Source organism: Brumimicrobium glaciale, assembly GCF_004152935.1.
GTDB classification, from domain to species: Bacteria; Bacteroidota; Bacteroidia; order Flavobacteriales_D; family Crocinitomicaceae; genus Brumimicrobium; species Brumimicrobium glaciale.
The window spans coordinates 60,253-78,822 of sequence record NZ_SETE01000004.1; the positions used below are offsets into that span (position 1 = coordinate 60,253).

At 32.3% G+C, this 18,570-nt stretch carries 18 protein-coding genes; 16 read left to right on the forward strand and 2 right to left on the reverse strand.

The window, feature by feature from the left end:
- The first annotated feature begins 96 nt into the window (after positions 1-96).
- The 5 genes from ERX46_RS10135 to ERX46_RS10155 all read left to right on the forward strand — a co-directional run bounded on the left by ERX46_RS10135 (position 97) and on the right by ERX46_RS10155 (position 7,056).
- Positions 97-1,020, forward strand: coding sequence for a LysR family transcriptional regulator (locus ERX46_RS10135; RefSeq protein ID WP_130093755.1), 924 nt, complete (start codon positions 97-99; stop codon positions 1,018-1,020).
- Between the two features lie 126 nt (positions 1,021-1,146).
- Positions 1,147-2,097 carry a mechanosensitive ion channel family protein gene (locus ERX46_RS10140; protein ID WP_130093756.1) on the forward strand — a complete coding sequence of 317 codons (951 nt, stop codon included), beginning with the start codon at positions 1,147-1,149 and terminating at the stop codon, positions 2,095-2,097.
- Between the two features lie 150 nt (positions 2,098-2,247).
- Positions 2,248-3,132: a hypothetical protein gene (locus ERX46_RS10145; RefSeq protein ID WP_130093757.1), complete on the forward strand. Its 885-nt coding sequence runs from the start codon at positions 2,248-2,250 to the stop codon at positions 3,130-3,132.
- A 177-nt stretch (positions 3,133-3,309) separates the two neighbouring features.
- Positions 3,310-4,662, forward strand: a complete 1,353-nt coding sequence (hemN, locus tag ERX46_RS10150; protein ID WP_130093758.1) for an oxygen-independent coproporphyrinogen III oxidase — start codon at positions 3,310-3,312, stop codon at positions 4,660-4,662.
- 45 nt (positions 4,663-4,707) lie between these two features.
- On the forward strand, positions 4,708-7,056 hold the full coding sequence (locus ERX46_RS10155) for a heavy metal translocating P-type ATPase (RefSeq protein WP_130093759.1): 2,349 nt from the start codon (positions 4,708-4,710) through the stop codon (positions 7,054-7,056).
- A 227-nt stretch (positions 7,057-7,283) separates the two neighbouring features.
- Here ERX46_RS10155 and ERX46_RS10160 read toward each other — a convergent pair whose 3' ends face one another.
- Positions 7,284-8,786 carry a hypothetical protein gene (locus tag ERX46_RS10160; RefSeq protein ID WP_130093760.1) on the reverse strand — a complete coding sequence of 501 codons (1,503 nt, stop codon included), beginning with the start codon at positions 8,784-8,786 and terminating at the stop codon, positions 7,284-7,286.
- 536 nt (positions 8,787-9,322) lie between these two features.
- Positions 9,323-9,643 (reverse strand): hypothetical protein, encoded by a 321-nt coding sequence (locus ERX46_RS10165; protein ID WP_130093761.1) that lies wholly within the window; start codon positions 9,641-9,643, stop codon positions 9,323-9,325.
- A gap of 484 nt (positions 9,644-10,127) precedes the next feature.
- Here ERX46_RS10165 and ERX46_RS10170 point away from each other — a divergent pair, with 484 nt between their 5' ends.
- The 11 genes from ERX46_RS10170 to ERX46_RS10220 all read left to right on the forward strand — a co-directional run bounded on the left by ERX46_RS10170 (position 10,128) and on the right by ERX46_RS10220 (position 18,518).
- The gene (locus ERX46_RS10170) at positions 10,128-10,706 is read left to right on the forward strand and encodes an MliC family protein (protein WP_130093762.1); all 579 of its coding nucleotides are present in this window, start codon (positions 10,128-10,130) and stop codon (positions 10,704-10,706) included.
- Between the two features lie 132 nt (positions 10,707-10,838).
- Complete coding sequence (locus tag ERX46_RS10175) at positions 10,839-11,714, forward strand: AraC family transcriptional regulator (RefSeq protein ID WP_130093763.1); 876 nt, start codon at positions 10,839-10,841, stop codon at positions 11,712-11,714.
- A 526-nt stretch (positions 11,715-12,240) separates the two neighbouring features.
- Positions 12,241-12,954, forward strand: coding sequence for a pirin family protein (locus tag ERX46_RS10180; protein ID WP_130094068.1), 714 nt, complete (start codon positions 12,241-12,243; stop codon positions 12,952-12,954).
- Between the two features lie 17 nt (positions 12,955-12,971).
- Positions 12,972-13,256: a GNAT family N-acetyltransferase gene (locus ERX46_RS10185; RefSeq protein WP_130093764.1), complete on the forward strand. Its 285-nt coding sequence runs from the start codon at positions 12,972-12,974 to the stop codon at positions 13,254-13,256.
- A 41-nt stretch (positions 13,257-13,297) separates the two neighbouring features.
- Positions 13,298-13,816 carry a YceI family protein gene (locus tag ERX46_RS10190; protein WP_130093765.1) on the forward strand — a complete coding sequence of 173 codons (519 nt, stop codon included), beginning with the start codon at positions 13,298-13,300 and terminating at the stop codon, positions 13,814-13,816.
- Between the two features lie 8 nt (positions 13,817-13,824).
- Positions 13,825-14,454, forward strand: coding sequence for an NAD(P)H-dependent oxidoreductase (locus ERX46_RS10195; protein ID WP_130093766.1), 630 nt, complete (start codon positions 13,825-13,827; stop codon positions 14,452-14,454).
- Between the two features lie 161 nt (positions 14,455-14,615).
- On the forward strand, positions 14,616-15,182 hold the full coding sequence (gene efp, locus ERX46_RS10200; RefSeq protein ID WP_130093767.1) for an elongation factor P: 567 nt from the start codon (positions 14,616-14,618) through the stop codon (positions 15,180-15,182).
- A gap of 295 nt (positions 15,183-15,477) precedes the next feature.
- Complete coding sequence (locus ERX46_RS10205) at positions 15,478-15,999, forward strand: hypothetical protein (RefSeq protein ID WP_130093768.1); 522 nt, start codon at positions 15,478-15,480, stop codon at positions 15,997-15,999.
- Positions 15,999-16,457 carry a helix-turn-helix transcriptional regulator gene (locus ERX46_RS10210; protein ID WP_130093769.1) on the forward strand — a complete coding sequence of 153 codons (459 nt, stop codon included), beginning with the start codon at positions 15,999-16,001 and terminating at the stop codon, positions 16,455-16,457. The genes ERX46_RS10205 and ERX46_RS10210 overlap by 1 nt, the downstream gene beginning before the upstream one ends.
- Positions 16,457-16,909, forward strand: coding sequence for a hypothetical protein (locus ERX46_RS10215; RefSeq protein WP_130093770.1), 453 nt, complete (start codon positions 16,457-16,459; stop codon positions 16,907-16,909). Before ERX46_RS10210 ends, ERX46_RS10215 begins: the two co-directional genes overlap by 1 nt.
- A 154-nt stretch (positions 16,910-17,063) precedes the next feature.
- Positions 17,064-18,518 carry an alpha/beta fold hydrolase gene (locus tag ERX46_RS10220; protein ID WP_130093771.1) on the forward strand — a complete coding sequence of 485 codons (1,455 nt, stop codon included), beginning with the start codon at positions 17,064-17,066 and terminating at the stop codon, positions 18,516-18,518.
- Positions 18,519-18,570 lie beyond the last annotated feature (52 nt).

Sequence of the window (18,570 nt, forward strand, 5' to 3'; positions counted from 1 at the left end):
TTTAACAACCTTTATTCCTACCGACACGACAAAGATACTCCTTCTTCTCTCATTGTTTTTATCAATAATTATTATATTTACATAAACTTTATCTATATGATTTCTCCAGTTCAACTTTCGTACATTTTTGCCTTACTGAAACACAAGAATTTTCAACGTGCTGCTGATGCTTGTCATGTTACTCAACCTACGCTCTCTATGCAACTCAAAAAAGCAGAAGATACTTTGGGTTATAAAATCATCAATAGAGATACGAATCCAATTTCTTTAACCGATTCGGGAAAAAAGCTTTATCCGCATTTATCTGCAATTCAATCGGCTTATGATGAATTGGATGTTCAAATTCAAAGACTAAAAGGAACTTATAAATCAGAGATTAGAATTGGAATTATACCTACGATATCAAATTATCTAGTTCCTGAATTGTATGCGAAATGGCAAGACCAAATTGGAGATGTTCATTTAGACATTAGCGAATTGACTTCCCCTAACCTATTGGCGGCTTTAAAGAATAAAACAATTGATTTTGGAATTATGGCTGGTCCAGTCGATGACTTAAGTTTAGATCAGCAAATTTTATACAATGAAGAAGTGTTGATTTACGCACCTACTATAAAGGAGCAAACGATTCAATTGGATCAGTTGGAAAACGAACATCCATGGCTTTTGTCCGCAGGAAATTGTTTGAGAACACAAATGATTAATTTCTGTAAATTAGATAACGCTAAGAAGTCGGAATGGAATTACGAAGGAGGAAATCTTCATTTATTGACAAAAATGGTGGAACAAGAAGGTGGTTATACTTTAATACCCTTTTATTATCTACCGCATTTGAATTTGAATCCTAATCACATTAAGAAAATTGTAGACCACACTCCTATCCGTCAAATTATAGGATTGAATTTAAAACGGAATACCAAAAAAGACGATATCGTGAAAATCATGAGGATTATTCAAAGAAGTAAAAGTATGGGACAAAATGAATTGGAAAATGTGGAAGTTTTGCCTTGGGAAATATAAAACAGTATTGGGTTAGTGTATCGAGTAGTGAGAGGATTAGATATTGAAAAAAATATAAAAAAATGCAAATTTTGATTTCAGAAACTTATAATTTTATTATTTTAATAAGCGAATCAAAAAATAATTATGGAAATTAAAAAATATTACGACATTTTATTAGAGAAATTAATCGGATGGTCTGAAGGATTGGTAAAGATGTTGCCCAACTTTGTACTTGCAATTATTGTACTTGTTGCATTTGTTTTTGCAGGAAGACTCATTAGAAATATTGTCCAAAAGTTACTGCTAAAATCGCTCAATAACAAGTCTCTTTCATCAATAATATCAAAAGTTCTTTATGTTGTGATTCTTTCTATTGGTGCTTTTGCAGCGCTGAGTTTATTAAATCTCGATAAAACTGTTTCCTCATTATTAGCCGGTGCTGGAATAATTGGTTTGGCACTTGGTTTTGCATTTCAAGATATTGCAACCAACTTTATTGCTGGATTCTTTATGGCTGTTAAACGCCCTTTCAAGATTGGCCAAGTTATTCATTGTGAAGGTCACAGCGGTGTAATTAAACACATTGGAATTCGTACAACAGAAATCGCTTCGTTTCAAGGACAAGAGGTAATTATTCCAAATAAAATGCTTTTCCAGAATCCGTTAATCAATGATTCTGAAAACACTTATAAACGTATCGACTTAAATGTTGGTGTTTCTTATGGAGTGGATTTAGAACGCGTTAGAGAAATTGCAATTAAAGCTGTGGAGAATACGCCCAACATAAATAAAGACAAAGATATTGATTTGGTTTATTTAGCTTTTGGAGGAAGTTCTATTGATTTCAGAATAATGATTTGGGTTGAATTTAAAAGTCAACTAGAATTTTTGAAAAGTCAAAGTGAAGCAATTATTGCCATTAAAAAAGCATTTGATAAAAATGACATTATGATTCCTTTCCCAATCAGAACATTGGACTTTGGAATTAAAGGTGGTGAAAAGTTGAATGAGATTGTTGATTTTGATACTATAGGAAATGGAAATCAAAAGTCTGAGAATTCTTCGCAGAATAAAAATGGAAATCAAGGGTCATAAAGTTATCATCTGCTGATTTGGTGCTTATGAAAATGGAGGTTTTACAGCAAAGGAAACAAAATAAAAAGTAAAGATTCATATTATTCAATCAGGTAGAGAACTTTAAGAGTATTTTAGAGAAAGATATTACACAACTTAAATCTTATTAAAATGATAAAATATTTCTTACTGTTCTTACCTTTATTATTCAATTGCCAATTATTTAGTCAAGATTTAGAATTAACAAAAAGCGTTATTAGTTCTAAAGGCATATCTAAAATTTCTTTCAAATCTCACAATTCCCAACCGATCTTTGAAGTTTATGATTTTTATGGGGATAACGTCCAGGTTGAAGTTGAATTGTTTTATGATGAGAGAGGTTTCTTAATAGAATCGAAAGAAACGTACATTTTACGCACAGATACCACTTCCATTCAAAAGACTATATACTCATATAAAAATGACTCAATTTTTATGAGTGTAACTAAAGATTTGATTTGTGCAGAATATAGAGATATCAATGTTTGGGGACCAGACAGCACATGTTATTCAAATATCAGATTCAAACTATACGAAAAAGAACCTCTTACCAAAAAATCAATCTTAAAGCTTTATGAAGCAGATGATGACTTAAATTTCTATTTCAATCATATATTTTTCAATGACGCTACAACCAAACAAGACCTCGGTTTATACTTAAGAGAAATGAAATGGTATAGCCCTCAGCAAAATATCCATCATTTAAGTGAATCAGAATGTGCCAAATTACTAATCGAAATTTTTATAGTTTATTCTTTCACTGAAGAATATGAGGATGAAAATGAATTCGGAGAAACTGTGACAGGAAATTTAAAAGGATTATATGATTTTAGGAAAGATGATTATATTGGAAATAAAGTATTCGATAGCAACAATGAGCTAAATATAGATTTATTTAGATCAGACATTCAAATAGTATCAAAAAAGAAAAAATGGAGTAAAAGTTTAAAGAAAAACAATTCGATTTCAATGAAACTCCCTGAAAACTATCTAAAACTTAATTTCCAAGATAAATGAAAACAATCTTTTGTCTAGACATAATTTATATTCTAATAATTAAACTCATATTACAAATTTCGTAATTCGTAATTCGTAATTTCCACATTCGTAATTGAATGAGAACTGACTTTAATCATTTGTTTGTTCGTCTTATTAACACGATATTTGCCTTTGTAAATTAGATGAAGAGAGATTATGTTAAGTGAAGAAATTATCAATAAATACAACGTTTCCAGTCCACGCTATACTTCTTATCCAACAATTTTAGATTGGAACAGAATGGAGTTTTCGGCAGCTGAATTCGCTCCTATATTTGTAAAAGCAGAACAAAATAAAAACCACAGTACAAGCGTATATGTTCACCTCCCATTCTGTGAGAGTTTGTGTACATTTTGTGGTTGTCATAAACACATTACCAAACAACACAGTGTTGAAGCACCTTATATTGATGCCGTTATTAAGGAATGGCAGATGTATGAAAAATTGAATGGAGAAAGCATTCAAGTTGATGAAATTCATTTAGGTGGTGGAACGCCGACTTTCTTCGCTGCAGCACAATTGAAAAGATTAATTGAAGCCATTAAAGTCAAAGTTGGACCAGATCCTTTGTTTAGTTTTGAAGGACATCCTAATCACACAAGCGACGAACAATTACAGACTTTATATGATTTAGGATTTAGAAGAGTGAGCTTTGGTGTTCAATCTTATAGTCCAATCGTTCAAAAAGCAATCAACAGAATTCAACCTTTTGAAACAGTTGAAAAAGTAACAGTCGATGCAAGAAAAGTAGGATTTACCTCAATAAGTCACGATTTAGTATTCGGACTTCCAATGCAAACGATGGAAGATATGATGGATACGATTGCTAAAACCATTCAACTCAAACCAGATGCAATTTCTCTCTATTCTTATGCGCATGTTCCATGGGTAAAAGGAACAGGACAACGTGGTTTTTCGGAAGAAGATTTACCTTCTGGAGATGAGAAAAGGGATTTATATGAAAAATCCAAAGATGAATTACTAGCACATGGTTATGTTGAAATTGGAATGGATCACTTTGCATTGCCCACTGATATTTTAGCTCAAGCATTAAGAGGTGGAGCTTTGAACAGAACTTTCATGGGGTACACCACTAACATCACTGATAGAATGATTGGTTTGGGTGCTTCTGCAATTTCGGAATATGGATTTGGATATGCTCAGAATGTGAAAAGCACACGTGGTTATCACGAAATGATCGATGCAAACGAATTACCTGTTGTAAAGGGTCACGTTCATTCTGAGACAGACGCTACTTTAAAAGAACATGTAACGCAATTAATGTGTCAATTTAAAACTACCTTCGCGGACGATGAATGGATGAAAAATCATGTTTCTACATTCAAAGAAACCTTGGATGAATTTCAAAAAGACGGAATCATCGAGTGGAATGAAAATGAAATTATCGTTACTGAAGATGGAAAACCATTTTCTCGTAATGTTTGTATGACATTGGATCCCTATGCGAATAAAATTCCAACACAAGGTAGATTTAGTAAATCGGTTTAATAAATGCGATTTTACATTTTTTCATACGTTTAAGTAGTTCAAAATATGGGGTGCTATCATTGTGGGGATAAGATTATTGGAAAACCCATTTCTAAAGAAGATAAAGATTTTTGTTGTTCAGGCTGTTTGACGGTTTATGAAATTCTTAGTGACAATGGTTTGGATAAGTTTTACGAGTTCAACGAACAAAGTGGAATCAAGCCTGATAATGATGGAAATGCAAAGTACACAGCTTTAGATGTTCCTGAAATCTTTAATGATTTTATCGAATTTCAGAATGATGATGTTTACATGGTCACTTTCTTCTTACCTGCAATACATTGTAGCTCTTGTATTTATCTATTAGAAAATTTACAGAAATTAAATCCAGATATTTTAGAAAGTGAAGCTAATTTCACTGCTAGAACATTGTCTTTAACAGTTAAAAAAAATATTAAACTTTCTCAAGTTGCTTCTTTACTGGAAAGTATAGGATATAAACCTGAATTACGCAGAGGAAAAGAGAAGAAAAGCAGTTACGATAAAAAATTATTGATGCAATTAGGTGTTGCAGGATTTGCTTTTGGTAACGTAATGTTGTGGTCTTTCCCAGAATATTTGGGAATGGACGATATGTTTGATGACTTCAGAAATTTCTCAGCCTACTTGACTTTAGGAGCCGCTATTCCTGTGCTATTATATTCGGCTTCGGGATATTTTATTTCCGCTTATACAGCAATTAGAACACGTCAACTCAATTTAGATATTCCAATTGCTTTAGGAATTAGTGTTTTATTTATCAAAAGTACTTCTTCAATTTTAATGCAAGAAGGTTCCAGCTACATGGATTCATTCACCGGATTTATATTTTTTCTATTGATAGGAAAATGGTTTCAATCCAAGACCTATAGAAATATGTCGTTTGACAATGACCCAAAAGCATACTTTCCATTGGGAGTTCATAGATTAAATAAAATCACAGAGGAAGAAGAAGTTGTCAAAATTGAATCAATAGAAAAAGATGACGTCTTAAAGATATTCAATGAAGAAATTATTCCTTGTGATGCTGAATTAGTTTCTACAAAAGCGGTAATCGACACAAGCTTTATTACTGGAGAAGCTAATTTAGCGACTTTAAAAACTGGAGATAAAATCTATGCTGGGAGTAAATTAATTGGTTCTGCAATTCAAGTGAAAGCTTTAAGTACAACCAATCGAAGTAAATTTGCCAGTATTTGGAATAAATCTGCGAAAACAACTAAGTCAATCGTTCAAAATAGAGAGAATTTATTGAGTAAATATTTCTTGATTATCGTTGGCGTAGTTTCTACAGCTGCTGCAATTACTTGGGCTTTCATTGATCCAAGCAGAATTTTAGAAGTCGTAACCGCAATTCTCGTTGTCGCTTGTCCATGTGCCTTAGCAATTTCTTTTCCATTCGTTTATGGAAATGCGCTCCGTAAACTTGGAAAATCTGGATTGTACTTTAGAAACAGTCATGAAATTCAGAAATTGAACAGTATCAACCATATTGTTTTTGATAAAACAGGAACATTAACCAAGGACAGAATCGAAGGCGTTAATTACGAAGGAGAAGAAATGTCTACTGAATTAATGGGACAAGTTTTCGCATTAACAAGACAATCGACACATCCATATTCGAAGAGTATTACAAGATTCTTAGAAGATAAAGTGGATCATGTTGACACAATTTTAGACTACGCAGAAGTTTCTGGTCAAGGCGTGGAAGCCAAAACTATCGACGGTAAAGTTTTAAGAATTGGAAATGCTAAATTCACAAATGCACAAGAGAAATTTGATGAAAGCGGAAGTTATTTAAGCATCAACGATAAAGTGGTTGGGTTCTTCAAATTCCAATCTCAATTAAGAGAAGGAATTATTGAAGAAATCAACAGACTTCAGAAAGACTATAAAGTCACCTTACTTTCTGGAGACAAAGCAACCGACGAAATTTTATTTAAAGATTTAGAGCAACCCATCGCTATGCATTTCAACCTCTCTCCTACTGACAAGAAAAATCATATCATAAGGTTTAATGAATCAGGTGATGTCGTGGCTTTTATTGGAGACGGATTGAATGACTCGGAAGCCTTAGAAGAAGCAGAATTAGGAATTAGCGTTTCAGAAGATGAGTTTAGATTTACTCCAAAATGTGATGCGATTATTGAAAGTGAACAAATCAAGAAATTCCATAGTTTCTTCAAATTTGGATTACACGCCAAAAGAGTATTGCGTATTTGTATGTATTTCTCGTTGACCTATAATACATTCGGAATTACGTTTGCTTTCTTAGGCTATGTAACGCCATTGTTCGCCGCTATTCTTATGCCAATCAGTTCTATTACGATTGTCTTGTTGAGTACGTTTTTGATTCAGCCTTATAAGATAAGGTGATTGGGAACGATGAACGTTTCGCATAAGAATATGTAGCCAATTGCGGGCTTCATCCCTGTCAAGTTACAAGAAGGTTGAAAAGGAATAAAACCCTTGAAATAACGTCTATTTCGGCTATTATTTTTATGCATTGTTGTGCTTTCGTTATTTATATTCAGTATTCAATTTTAATTGTCCTTTAATCTGCGATTTTTTCAAATAATATTGATTGTTATTCAATGTATCTTCTACCAAGTCAACCGTAAGCTTATAATCAATTTCTGAATGTTTTTTTCTCTAATCATAGCTGGCACGTGCAGTACAATTTTACCATTCTTATTATCTCCAATCGCCATGGAGCCGTCATTGCCAATATTTATTGAAATATCATTTTCACTAAAATCTTCAGACCTTAATACCAGATAATTGCTAAATACACTTAAGGTAAATTGTTTAATAAATTCTTTTAAGCATATTTTTTCTCCTCTTTGAGAACGAAAATCACTTTTATATTTATTAAGTTCTTTTGTTAAGGCTAAAGACTCAAATGGATTTTTGTTTTGGTAATCAATTATGAAGGGTGTAAACTTAACTTCTTTAAGCAATTCAGATAAACTATTAGTCTTAGCGTGGTTTTTAAAGTTGTCTGAACTAATTTCTGAAGCTAAAAACTTTTCACCATTAGGGAGATGGTATTCAATGACTAAACTTGAAGAATTAGAGTATATCCAGAGATTGTATAAAAACTGTGATGTATGAATACCTCTTTTCGAAAAATCGCTGTAAGGTTGCATATCTTGTAATTTCAAAATCGAGTTATCTTCGCAAACTTCTAAATCAATAATCTTAAAACCTTGTGAACCTATTGCTGAATAAAAGTCAAGTAGTTTTGCTTCTTCTCTTATATTTATTGTTGACTTATCAATTTTACTAACCTGTAATTGAACATCATTCAAATTATCGAAACAAAAAATGGATTCTGCAATTCGAATAAGTTTAAATGATAATGAAATCCTTTTTAAACTGTCAATTAATTCATCTCTAGTTATCTTGAATTCAAAAATTTGCTCCTTTTTTTTAAAACTGCAAATTATCTCCTTATTCACAATTTTAGTATTATGATGATACGCAATATTTCTCCATTGATTCAGTCGTATCGCATGAGGTTCGATTATTAAAAGTTCTTTTAAGTCTGATGTATTAATCAACTCCTCGATTGCTTCACCTAAATCTTTTGATTTGATTTCATTAACATCAAAAGATTTCCCCCTCTTTATCCTGTTCAATTGCAGCAATAACTTAAAAAAAACTTTGGTCAATCCTTCTATAGTTTGACCTATCATATTCATAGCTTCTTCTAAAAAATCTTCAATGCATAACTCATTTAGATTTACCTGACTATTGTTTAAACTCCAGAATCTAGAAATACTTTGGGAAATCTCGGGAAACCAAAACGCATACGCTTCAATTGTTTGGTTTAAATTAACCTTCTTCGCACCGTTAAAAATATCCAATATCGATTTTATAAATCTCAAAGAATCAGGAGAATCCCTATATACTGACAAATAGGACAACCAATTATTAACAAAATCTGACACTGCATATCTTTCAAGATTTTGTTTGTTTTCAAAATATGGCGAAAAAGTATCAATTATTGATTCTTTAATTTCATTTGGGTGCAGACCAAATTCATAAAAGAGAGAAAGAGGACTAGCCTCATCAAAATGTTCTATTTTTCTTTTAGTTTCCAATATGCACTAAGGTTTTTTATTATGAAACACAACAATTGGTTAATCGTATATACGTTTAGCCAACCTGTATATTTCAACCCAAATTTAAGAATTTTAGCCGGTTATAAATCTTTCTCAAGCGATTTGTTGCCCGGGTGCATCTATGTTTCTCTTGCAACTATTCCCATATTTTCCCTATTAAAATCCTAAAATACTCAGTTGCCGTTTTTAGCAACTTCCTATTGCAATGCTCATTTTTCCCGACCCTGACGAAGGTGGAAATCCTGTTAAACTGTTGTGCTCAGCTGTACACATCAAAATGAGCGACCTTGGAAGCTCCGTTTTGGGTGTTTTACAGCGTGGCTTCAACAGGAAACAGATTGGAAGTGCAGGCGGATATAGGGCGAAAATAAAAGAGAATGAGAATGAGAGTAGTGATTTAGCTTTGATTTAGACTGTGAAGTACAACCGTGTTAGCAATTGTTATAGGACTCTAACGCCTTCTTCTTTGACGTTGATATTTCAGCATTTCATCCACATGATTAATAATTTCATAATTAGAGATGTCTTTTGAGAGTTTCGAGAGCTTTATATGCCAAACTTGGTTTTGTAAATTCATTCAATATTATTTCTTTTCCCGCATTTGGAATTAGTATTAAATCATAAGTTTTTGCCGTTGTATCACCTTTGTTCTGATATAAAGGACGAGTCAATTTTGTATGCTGAGTGTTAAAGCACAGTTCCACTTTAATTATTTGTGATAAGTCATTCCAAATACCTGTTTTAAAAACACCCCAAGAAACATACTTCCGAATCCTTTTTTTGGTCATATCAATTTCGATTCCAGTTTTAGACATAATCATCATTAATCCCGCCATTATAATTAAAGTGTAAATTGGATGAATAAGAAACGAACAAATAATACCCACTACGGTTACCAAAGTACCAGGAATTAAATATTCGTAGGTAAAGCCTTCATCAATTTTGTAATTAAAGACATATTCAAGTTCAATTTTAATTAACGCTAACGGCTACTGTATGGTGCGTTTCCCTATCAAAGACTTAGAAATGCCTAGTCTTTTTGCCAACATTAAATAAAATTTCAAAACTATTAAATCAAAGATGCAGTATGAATCAAATTTGTGCTGCATTTGTTTTTGAAGCTATTTCTCATTAAAAGATGCAATTAAAATGAGAACTTTCTTCTAAAATTGAGTGCTTTTTTCATTTTTAATCTTCCTACAATTAAGTGAAATTTTGGAATGGACTTTGCTTTGCGAAATAGTAGGTTTAATTCATTTTTAAACACACATTAAACAGTGATTTTAAATTCAAAACCAATAATTATAAATAACACATAGAATGACAAAAAAGATTTTGACAATGGCAATGGTATCCGCATTGATTTTAAACTCTTGCAATGAAACCACAATAAAAGAGAAACCACAAGTGAATTCAGAAACGACTTCGGAAACAAACACAGAAAAAGTAGAAACAATTACATCTGTGGATGAAAACGGGAAGGAACTTCAATTGGCTTTTCACAACACTGAAGGGAAATTAACTTTAACTTTTGATGGAGAAACGATAGTATTACTTTCTGAAAAACCAGCCTCTGGGATTTGGTACAAAAACGGTCAATACGAATTAAGAGGAAAAGGAAATGATATAGCGTTAAAGAAAGACGGTGAAGTTATTTTTGAACATCAAGATGATATAGTAAACTATTCATTGAAAAATAAAGAAGGTCAAACGCTCGATATGACTTTTAACAATACTGAAAACACAGTTAAAGTTTATTTAAACGGAGGTGAACAAATTGACCTAAAAGGTGAAAAAGCCGCATCAGGAATTTGGTATAAAAATGACCAATACGAACTCAGAGGAAAAGGTGATGGTCTTAAATTAAGCAAAGATGGAGAGACTATTTTTGAAAATTAATTGGTCTTTGATTAGAAGAAGCCTAGTTTTCTTGCGGACACTAATTGTACAATCTGAGGTGTTTTATTATAAAAGCATTTACAAATTGGTTTTATTCCTATTTTTACCTTTAAAATGGTTTATCTTGCCTAAATGAATACAGTAAAAACATACCAAAAAGTAAATGCTGAGAATAGAAATGTAAGTTTTGCAATTTCTAAAATGGAAGACATTTACGTTAAGCGCAATGGTAAAGTTGACGAACCTCATAGACACAACTATTACACCGTATTAATTGTCAATCAATCTGAAGGACAACATAGAATTGACTTTAATTCATACGCTTTAGCTAATCAACAAGTATTTTTTGTAGCTCCCGGACAAGTACACCAAGTGATTGAAGATAAAAAGTCCGTTGGATTTGCAATGACCTTCTCCAATCTGTTTTTAGTAGAAAACTCAATTCCCTTATCTTTTATTGATAGTTTAAACCTTTTTCAGAATTACGGTCAGAGTCCACCATTAACACCAAGTGAAAAGCAGTTTGGACAAATTGAAAATTACGCAAATAGCATTTTTGAGCTATTTCAAAGTGATAAAAACATGAGAACTTTGTCCATCGGATCCTATTTAAAACTCTTACTTATAGAATGTAATAACATTTGTTCAATCAATCCTATAGAATCTGATGTAGACACCACAGGAGATAACCTACTTAGATCATTTAGAAAAGCGGTAGACAAAGATTACAAGAAAGAGCATTCGACTACTTACTATGCGAATGAATTGAATATTACTCCAGATCACTTGAACCGAACAGTTAAGACGAAAATTGGAAAAACGGCAAAAGATTATATTCAGGCAAGAATAATTACAGAAGCAAAAAGATTAATATTCTTCACTGACCTTACCAATAAAGAAATTGCCTATGAATTAGGCTTTAACGAACCCGCTAATTTTAGTGCGTTTTTCAAGAAACACACAGATTTGTCTCCTTCTCTTTTTAAGAAAAGCGAAGCAAATAGTTGATTCCTTAATGTAGTTTTCGGCAAATACGAAGATAGATTGTTGTCAAGTGATTCAACAATAATTCATCATTAAAGCGTCATTCTTAACACTAAACACGCCGAATATCGGATTTTCATACGTTTACCCCCAATTTTCATATTGTACAGTCTTCTAAACTGTTGCACCTTTGTGGTGTACATAGTGCTTGGATGGAAACACAACAAATTTAAAATTGATTCTTTTGAGTTTATTTTATCTTTTTTCTTGTCGGCCGATGCTAAGGCATCTCCTAAAGAAATAAAAATAAAATAATTCTCAAAATCTATACAATTTATAAAAAATCGTCTGTTTCCGACCAAGCACTACTTAAAACGCAAATAAAATGGACCGTAAGAAATTTATAAAAAACACACTTTTAGCAGGAGTTGTTGGCGCAATTGCACCACAAGTTTTAAACGCTTCGAATAGAGAAGCTATAAAATCTACTTACGACACATTAATGCAACAAGTAGGATTTAATCATTTACCCAATAAAAACATAAAAACGATGAACACAGTAATACATAAAGCAGAAACAAGAGGACATGCAAATCATGGTTGGTTAAACTCACACCATACATTTAGTTTTGCAAATTACCACAATCCAGAAAGAATGCACTTTGGTGTACTTCGTGTTTTAAATGACGATACAGTTCAGGATGGAATGGGATTTGGAACGCATCCACATGACAATATGGAGATTGTATCTATCCCTTTAGAAGGAGATTTAGAGCACAAAGACAGTATTGGAAACACGACTGTAATTAAAGAAGGTGATGTTCAAATCATGAGTGCAGGAACAGGAGTTACGCATTCAGAATACAACAAGAATAAGGATAAACAAGTTAAATTTCTTCAAATCTGGGTTTTCCCAAATAAAAGAAACATTACACCAGCATACGATCAGATTTCTTTAAAAGATATTGAGAAGAAAAATGAATTTTATCAGATTGTTTCTCCTAACGAAGGTGAACAAGGCGTTAAAATTAATCAAGATGCTTGGTTTCACATTGGAAAATTTACAAAAGGGAATACTGATGAATACAAAATCAAAAAAGAAGGAAATGGGGTTTATGCCTTTATTCTTGAAGGTGAAGTAGAAATCAACAATGAAAAACTATCCAAAAGAGACGGAATGGGAGTTTGGAACACAGATTCAATCAGCGTTAAAGCAACTGAAAATGCACGCGTTCTTTTAATGGAAGTTCCAATGTCAGTCTAATTCTAAAATAGAACATTATGGATATTCAAATAAAAGAAAACGAAACAAAAGGTTATGCAATTGCCGAAGAGAATGGTAAAACAGCAGGTAAAATGACCTATTCAATACCTTCTTCAGCTTTTATAATCATTGATCATACAGAAGTAGATTCAGCATTTGAAGGTAAGGGCGTAGGAAAACAATTGCTTTACAAAATCGTAGAAATGGCACGTGAAAAGGAGATTAAAATCCTGCCGCTTTGTCCTTTTGCAAACGCAATGTTTAAAAAGCTTGCTGACATTCAAGATGTTTTGAAAAAATAATAAATAGTAGTAAAATAAATAATAACTTAAAAATTAAAAACATGAGTAAAACAAATTGGTTAATCGACAGTACGCATTCAGAAATTGCTTTCAAAGTAAGACACATGATGATATCAACTGTAACTGGTCATTTCGAAGACTTTCAAGCATCTGTAGAAACAGAAAGCGATGACTTCAGCAATGCAAGTTTAGAGTTTAGTGCTAAAACAGCATCTGTTAATACTAAAAATGCAGACAGAGATACACACTTAAAATCAGATGATTTCTTCAACTCTGAAAAGTTTCCAGAAATGAAATTTGTATCTAAATCATTTGTTGGAGACAAATTAGTAGGAGATTTAACGATAAGAGATGTGACCAAAGAAGTTACTTTGGAAGCAGAATTTAACGGAATTGTAGTAGATCCTTATGGACAAACAAAAGCAGGATTCGAGATCAAAGGAGAAATCAATAGAAAAGATTTTAACTTAACTTGGAGTGCAGTTACAGAAGCTGGAAGTATTGTAGTTTCTGACAAAGTTAGATTGGCAGTTGATGTTCAATTTACAAAACAATCATAATTAGAAATATGCAATTGTTAGAAAGCCTAAAATGGCGTTATGCTGTTAAAAAGTATGATACATCAAAAAAGGTTTCACAACAAAATGTAGGGTTTATAAAAGAGGCAGTCCAATTGGCTGCCTCTTCTTATGGACTTCAACCTTATAAAGTTTTGGATATTAAAAGTCCAACTTTGAGGGAAAAGTTAAAACCTTTGTCGTGGAATCAAGCTCAAATTACAGAAGCTTCTCATTTATTTGTATTCTGTAATGCCATTGCGGTTACAGACGAAGATGTAGAGGATTCAATTAAATTCAGGGCCAAAATTCGAGAGATTGAAATTGACAAACTTGTTGGTTATGGTGATTTCGTAAAAGGAAAACTCCATAAAAAGTCAACAGAAGAACTCTTTCATTGGTCTGCAAAACAAGCTTATATCGGTTTAGCCAATGCAATGAATGCTTGTGCAGAGTTGAAAATTGACTGTTCGCCATTAGAAGGTTTTGAAGCTTCAGAAGTCAATGAATTATTAGGACTTCAAGAAAGAGGACTCAATGCGTGTGTGATGCTAGCAGTTGGATACAGGCATGCTGATGATGCGACACAAAATTTAAAAAAGTTTCGAAAATCAATTGATACGATGTTTGAAGAAATATAGGGCTGAAAACAATGTCACACATTTAGTTTAATGATAATGTTCTAATAAGGTCTAGGCGGCTGAAAAACTTCCACCTGCAAAAATTCGCAATTCGTAATTCACAATTCGTAATTCCTTTTTGTATAATTGTTAGTATATTTGGAATCGAACAAAAATAAATTATGGCAACTACATCAGATATTAGAAATGGTCTTTGCATCATGCACAATGGTAAAATCGCAACTATCATTGAATTTCAACACGTTAAACCAGGAAAAGGTCCCGCTTTTGTTAGAACAAAAATGAAAGAAATTGAATCTGGAAAAACCTTAGACTACACTTTTTCTGCTGGTCATAAAATAGAAATAGTAAGAGTTGAAAGAAGACAATACCAGTTTCTATATCAAGAAGAAAGCATTGGGTATCACTTCATGAATACTGAAAACTACGAACAAGTTGTGATCAGAGACGTTTTGATCGAGGATCCTTTATTCTTGCGAGAAGGAATGATTTGTGAAATTATTTTCCATGCTGAGGAAGAGAATCCTCTGGTTTTAGAATTACCAATGTACATTGAAGCAGAAGTAACTTACACGGAACCGGGAATTAAAGGAGATACTGCAACAAACACATTCAAACCGGCAACAATTGATACAGGTGCTGAAATTAGAGTTCCATTATTTATTGATATTGGAGAGAAAATTAAAGTAAGTACTCAGAAAAAAGAATACGTTGAAAGAATAAAGTAAGATTTAACTTTCGGAAAAATATTTTAAAAGCCCTGACGATTATGTTTGGGCTTTTTTGGTTAAACCAATTTACAAAATATTCAAAGTATTTCGATTAATTCAAAATCTAAAAAAACACTGCATGCTTCGTTCTAAATCAATTATACTCCTTAAATCGAATTATACTCTAATCATACAGGTCTAAAAAACAAATCATTATAATCTAAATATTTCCTTTTGATTATTTTAAAAGTGAATTTAAAACTGTATATTAGATAATCAAGAGCCTAATGAAGTAAACCTAAGAGTTGATTTAATGAAAATAGTTACTATCTTTGAAGACCAGTTATTTGTATTTCACTATAAGGATGAAGAAGAAAATGAGTTCCGCCGATTACTAAAGCAGTGGAATGATACTACATATTTATACCAGTTTATAATTCAGAATAAAATTGATATACCTAAAGGAGTATCAATACAAAATTTGATAAGTGAGCTAATTGAAAATGCTAACGATATTGATGACATACTTTACGAAATTTCAACTAATACAAAAAAAATTTTGGAAGAGTTTTTCAAACCATTAGACAATCAAGAATACCGTATTGTAGAGTTATCAAAACAAAAGGGTAGAAAGAATTATTTGAGATTATATGCAATTAGAATTGACGAAAACTGTTTTATCTTAACAGGTGGAACAATAAAATTTCATCACTTGAATAAAGATAGATGGCATACGCAAAAGGAAATGGATAAGATAAATAAATGTCGCGATTTTCTTAAAGACAATAGTGTTTTTGATGCCGATTCATATTATGAATTTATAAACGAGCAATAATGACAAACAAGGAAAATTTTCTAAAATTAGTATCAGAAAACGATACTCAAACTATGGTAGAAGTAAAAAGCCGAATTAAAAATCGTGCTATGTTACGCGAATCTCAGCAAATTTCCATAAAAGTATTGATAAAATTAGATGAGTTAGGTTGGACACAAAAAGATTTAGCTAGAGAAATGAAAGTTACTCCACAACAAATTACCAAATTGGTGAGTGGCAAACAAAACCTTACTATTGAAACTCAGATTAAATTGCAGAACATTTTAAACATTCCCGTTTTAGCGAGTTATTACGAGGACAGAATGAATGCAATTGAAGAAAAAATAATAACAATTGAAAAGAGCGTTGAAAAATTAGTTATTCAAACCTATCAGGGTTCAAACAACTATCAAGACACTAAGTCTATTAAAATTGATAACCTCATATTTTCAGCACACTATTCTCAATTTTCTGTATAATGAAAGAAGAAAAGCCACATGTAGATTTTGCATTACAAGGAATAAAAACTGAGCAATTTGCCATCTTTGAAGATAATTATATGTCTAAAAAAGAATCAAGTTTAGGCACTGAGTTAAAATTGAAACTGGATCAAAAAAGTAAACAACTTGGAGTTTTCATTGGGTTTGAATTCACTCAGGGAAAAAAGGTCTTTTTGAAAATTGAAGTCAGCTGCCACTTTAAAATAGCGGAGAAATCTTGGAATTATTTTATTCAAAAACAAGATGACTCGCTAATCATTCCTAAAGACTTTTTAGCCCATCTAGTAATGATGACGATAGGAACAACAAGAGGTGTACTCTTCACAAAAACAGAATCAACGGTTTTCTCAACCTTTATTGTTCCAGCTATAAATGTGACAGATATGATTAAAGAAGATGCTTCATTTGATATAATAAGTGATTCTGAATAAACCATTTAAACAGTATTCTTCGTCAAGTGAAATCATGTTTAATTAGAAGGTGAATTTCAAGTTACACTCTACAATATCATTTGATAGCTATAGAATCAAAAATCGATATAAATCACTCCTAATTAAAAAAGGGAATTATAAGTAATACAAATCAATGCAAAAACTAGTTTTAATTCACGGAGCTTTTGGTGACTACACTGAATTTGATAAAATCATTCCTTTATTAGAAACAGAATATGAAATAGAAGCGTTTCAAATTCCGCACCACGGCGATTACCAAGTTTCTAAAGTAGAGTTTGAGATCAACGCTCTTGTTAAGGACTTTCTAAAATTCTTGAATAAAATTGGCCCAGCTTACGTTTATGGTTTTAGTCTAGGTGGATATTTAGCTATTGCTGCAGCGCAAAAAGATGAAACAAACTTCAAAGGAATTATAACACAAGGAACTAAATTTGATTGGTCGGAAGAATCTGCAAAAAGAGAAACCGCTAATATGAATGTTGAATTCCTTTCTACAAAAGCAGAAGGATTTTACAATTATCTCGATCAGCTTCATGGAGATTATTTACCTGAGTTATTAAAGAAAACTACCGATTTCATGACTAAACTCGGTAAAAACCCATTAATTTCTCAAAAAAGCGTCGAAAAAATCACAATTCCTGTTCGTTTGACCCGTGGAGGAAAAGACAAAATGGTGAGTAAAGACGAAACTTTAAATATCAATGAAGGACTACAATTTGGAAACAATTTTGAAATTCCATCGCTGATTCATCCATTAGGTTTTATTCCGCCGAAACATATTGCTAGACTAATTTCAATTCACCTAGATAGTCTTAAATATCAGTGGGCTTCCACTCCATTCGGAAAAATGGCTTATGAAATCATTGGTGAAATTCAATCTGAAACAGAAACAGTTGTTCTCTTTTTACACGAAGCAATTGGTTCAATCGCACAATGGCAGAAATTTCCAAAACATCTTTGCAGTGAATTAAATTTACCAGGAATTGCTATTGAATTTCCAGGTTATGGATTTAGCGAATCAGAAGATAAAATTAGAGATGCGAAATACTTACATGAGTTTGCATTGGATTATCTTCCAGCCTTTATCGAGGCCATTCAATTAAAGAATCCATTATTGATTGTTGGACATTCGGATGGTGGAACAAATGCATTATTGTATAGCGCGAAGTATCCTTCAAATGTCAAAGGAATTGTTACTATGGCAGCACATTATATAAATGAAGAAGAAACGAAAGCCGGAATTCAACCAGCAATTGATGCATGGAAGGCAGGAAAATTAAAAGGATTAGAATTCTTCCATGGAGAAAAGACCGAACGCCTATTTTTCGCTTGGGCAAATACTTGGTTAAAACCAGATTTTAATGAATGGGATATTTCAGAAGATATTAAAGGGAATTCTGTTCCTGCGTTGATTATTCAAGGAAGTAATGACCAATATGGGACGGATCAACAGGTGAATGGAATTGTGGATTTGTTGGAGAATGCTGAAGGCTGTTTCATTGAAGATTGTGGGCATGCGCCACATTTGGAAAAGGAAGGTGTGGTAATTGCAAAAATCAATGATTTTTGGTTAGGGATATATACGTAGGGCCGATTTGCAAATCGCCCTTACATATATATCCCATCCATACATATTTATT

Excerpts from the sequence above, each read along its gene's own strand:
- ERX46_RS10135 (WP_130093755.1), top strand. The coding sequence starts at position 97 with ATGATTTCTCCAGTTCAACTTTCGTACATTTTTGCCTTACTGAAACAC.
- ERX46_RS10140 (WP_130093756.1), top strand. The coding sequence starts at position 1,147 with ATGGAAATTAAAAAATATTACGACATTTTATTAGAGAAATTAATCGGA.
- ERX46_RS10145 (WP_130093757.1), top strand. The coding sequence starts at position 2,248 with ATGATAAAATATTTCTTACTGTTCTTACCTTTATTATTCAATTGCCAA.
- hemN (WP_130093758.1), top strand. The coding sequence starts at position 3,310 with ATGTTAAGTGAAGAAATTATCAATAAATACAACGTTTCCAGTCCACGC.
- ERX46_RS10155 (WP_130093759.1), top strand. The coding sequence starts at position 4,708 with ATGGGGTGCTATCATTGTGGGGATAAGATTATTGGAAAACCCATTTCT.
- ERX46_RS10165 (WP_130093761.1), bottom strand. The coding sequence starts at position 9,643 with ATGGCGGGATTAATGATGATTATGTCTAAAACTGGAATCGAAATTGAT.
- ERX46_RS10170 (WP_130093762.1), top strand. The coding sequence starts at position 10,128 with ATGACAAAAAAGATTTTGACAATGGCAATGGTATCCGCATTGATTTTA.
- ERX46_RS10175 (WP_130093763.1), top strand. The coding sequence starts at position 10,839 with ATGAATACAGTAAAAACATACCAAAAAGTAAATGCTGAGAATAGAAAT.
- ERX46_RS10180 (WP_130094068.1), top strand. The coding sequence starts at position 12,241 with ATGAACACAGTAATACATAAAGCAGAAACAAGAGGACATGCAAATCAT.
- ERX46_RS10185 (WP_130093764.1), top strand. The coding sequence starts at position 12,972 with ATGGATATTCAAATAAAAGAAAACGAAACAAAAGGTTATGCAATTGCC.
- ERX46_RS10190 (WP_130093765.1), top strand. The coding sequence starts at position 13,298 with ATGAGTAAAACAAATTGGTTAATCGACAGTACGCATTCAGAAATTGCT.
- ERX46_RS10195 (WP_130093766.1), top strand. The coding sequence starts at position 13,825 with ATGCAATTGTTAGAAAGCCTAAAATGGCGTTATGCTGTTAAAAAGTAT.
- efp (WP_130093767.1), top strand. The coding sequence starts at position 14,616 with ATGGCAACTACATCAGATATTAGAAATGGTCTTTGCATCATGCACAAT.
- ERX46_RS10205 (WP_130093768.1), top strand. The coding sequence starts at position 15,478 with ATGAAAATAGTTACTATCTTTGAAGACCAGTTATTTGTATTTCACTAT.
- ERX46_RS10210 (WP_130093769.1), top strand. The coding sequence starts at position 15,999 with ATGACAAACAAGGAAAATTTTCTAAAATTAGTATCAGAAAACGATACT.
- ERX46_RS10215 (WP_130093770.1), top strand. The coding sequence starts at position 16,457 with ATGAAAGAAGAAAAGCCACATGTAGATTTTGCATTACAAGGAATAAAA.
- ERX46_RS10220 (WP_130093771.1), top strand. The coding sequence starts at position 17,064 with ATGCAAAAACTAGTTTTAATTCACGGAGCTTTTGGTGACTACACTGAA.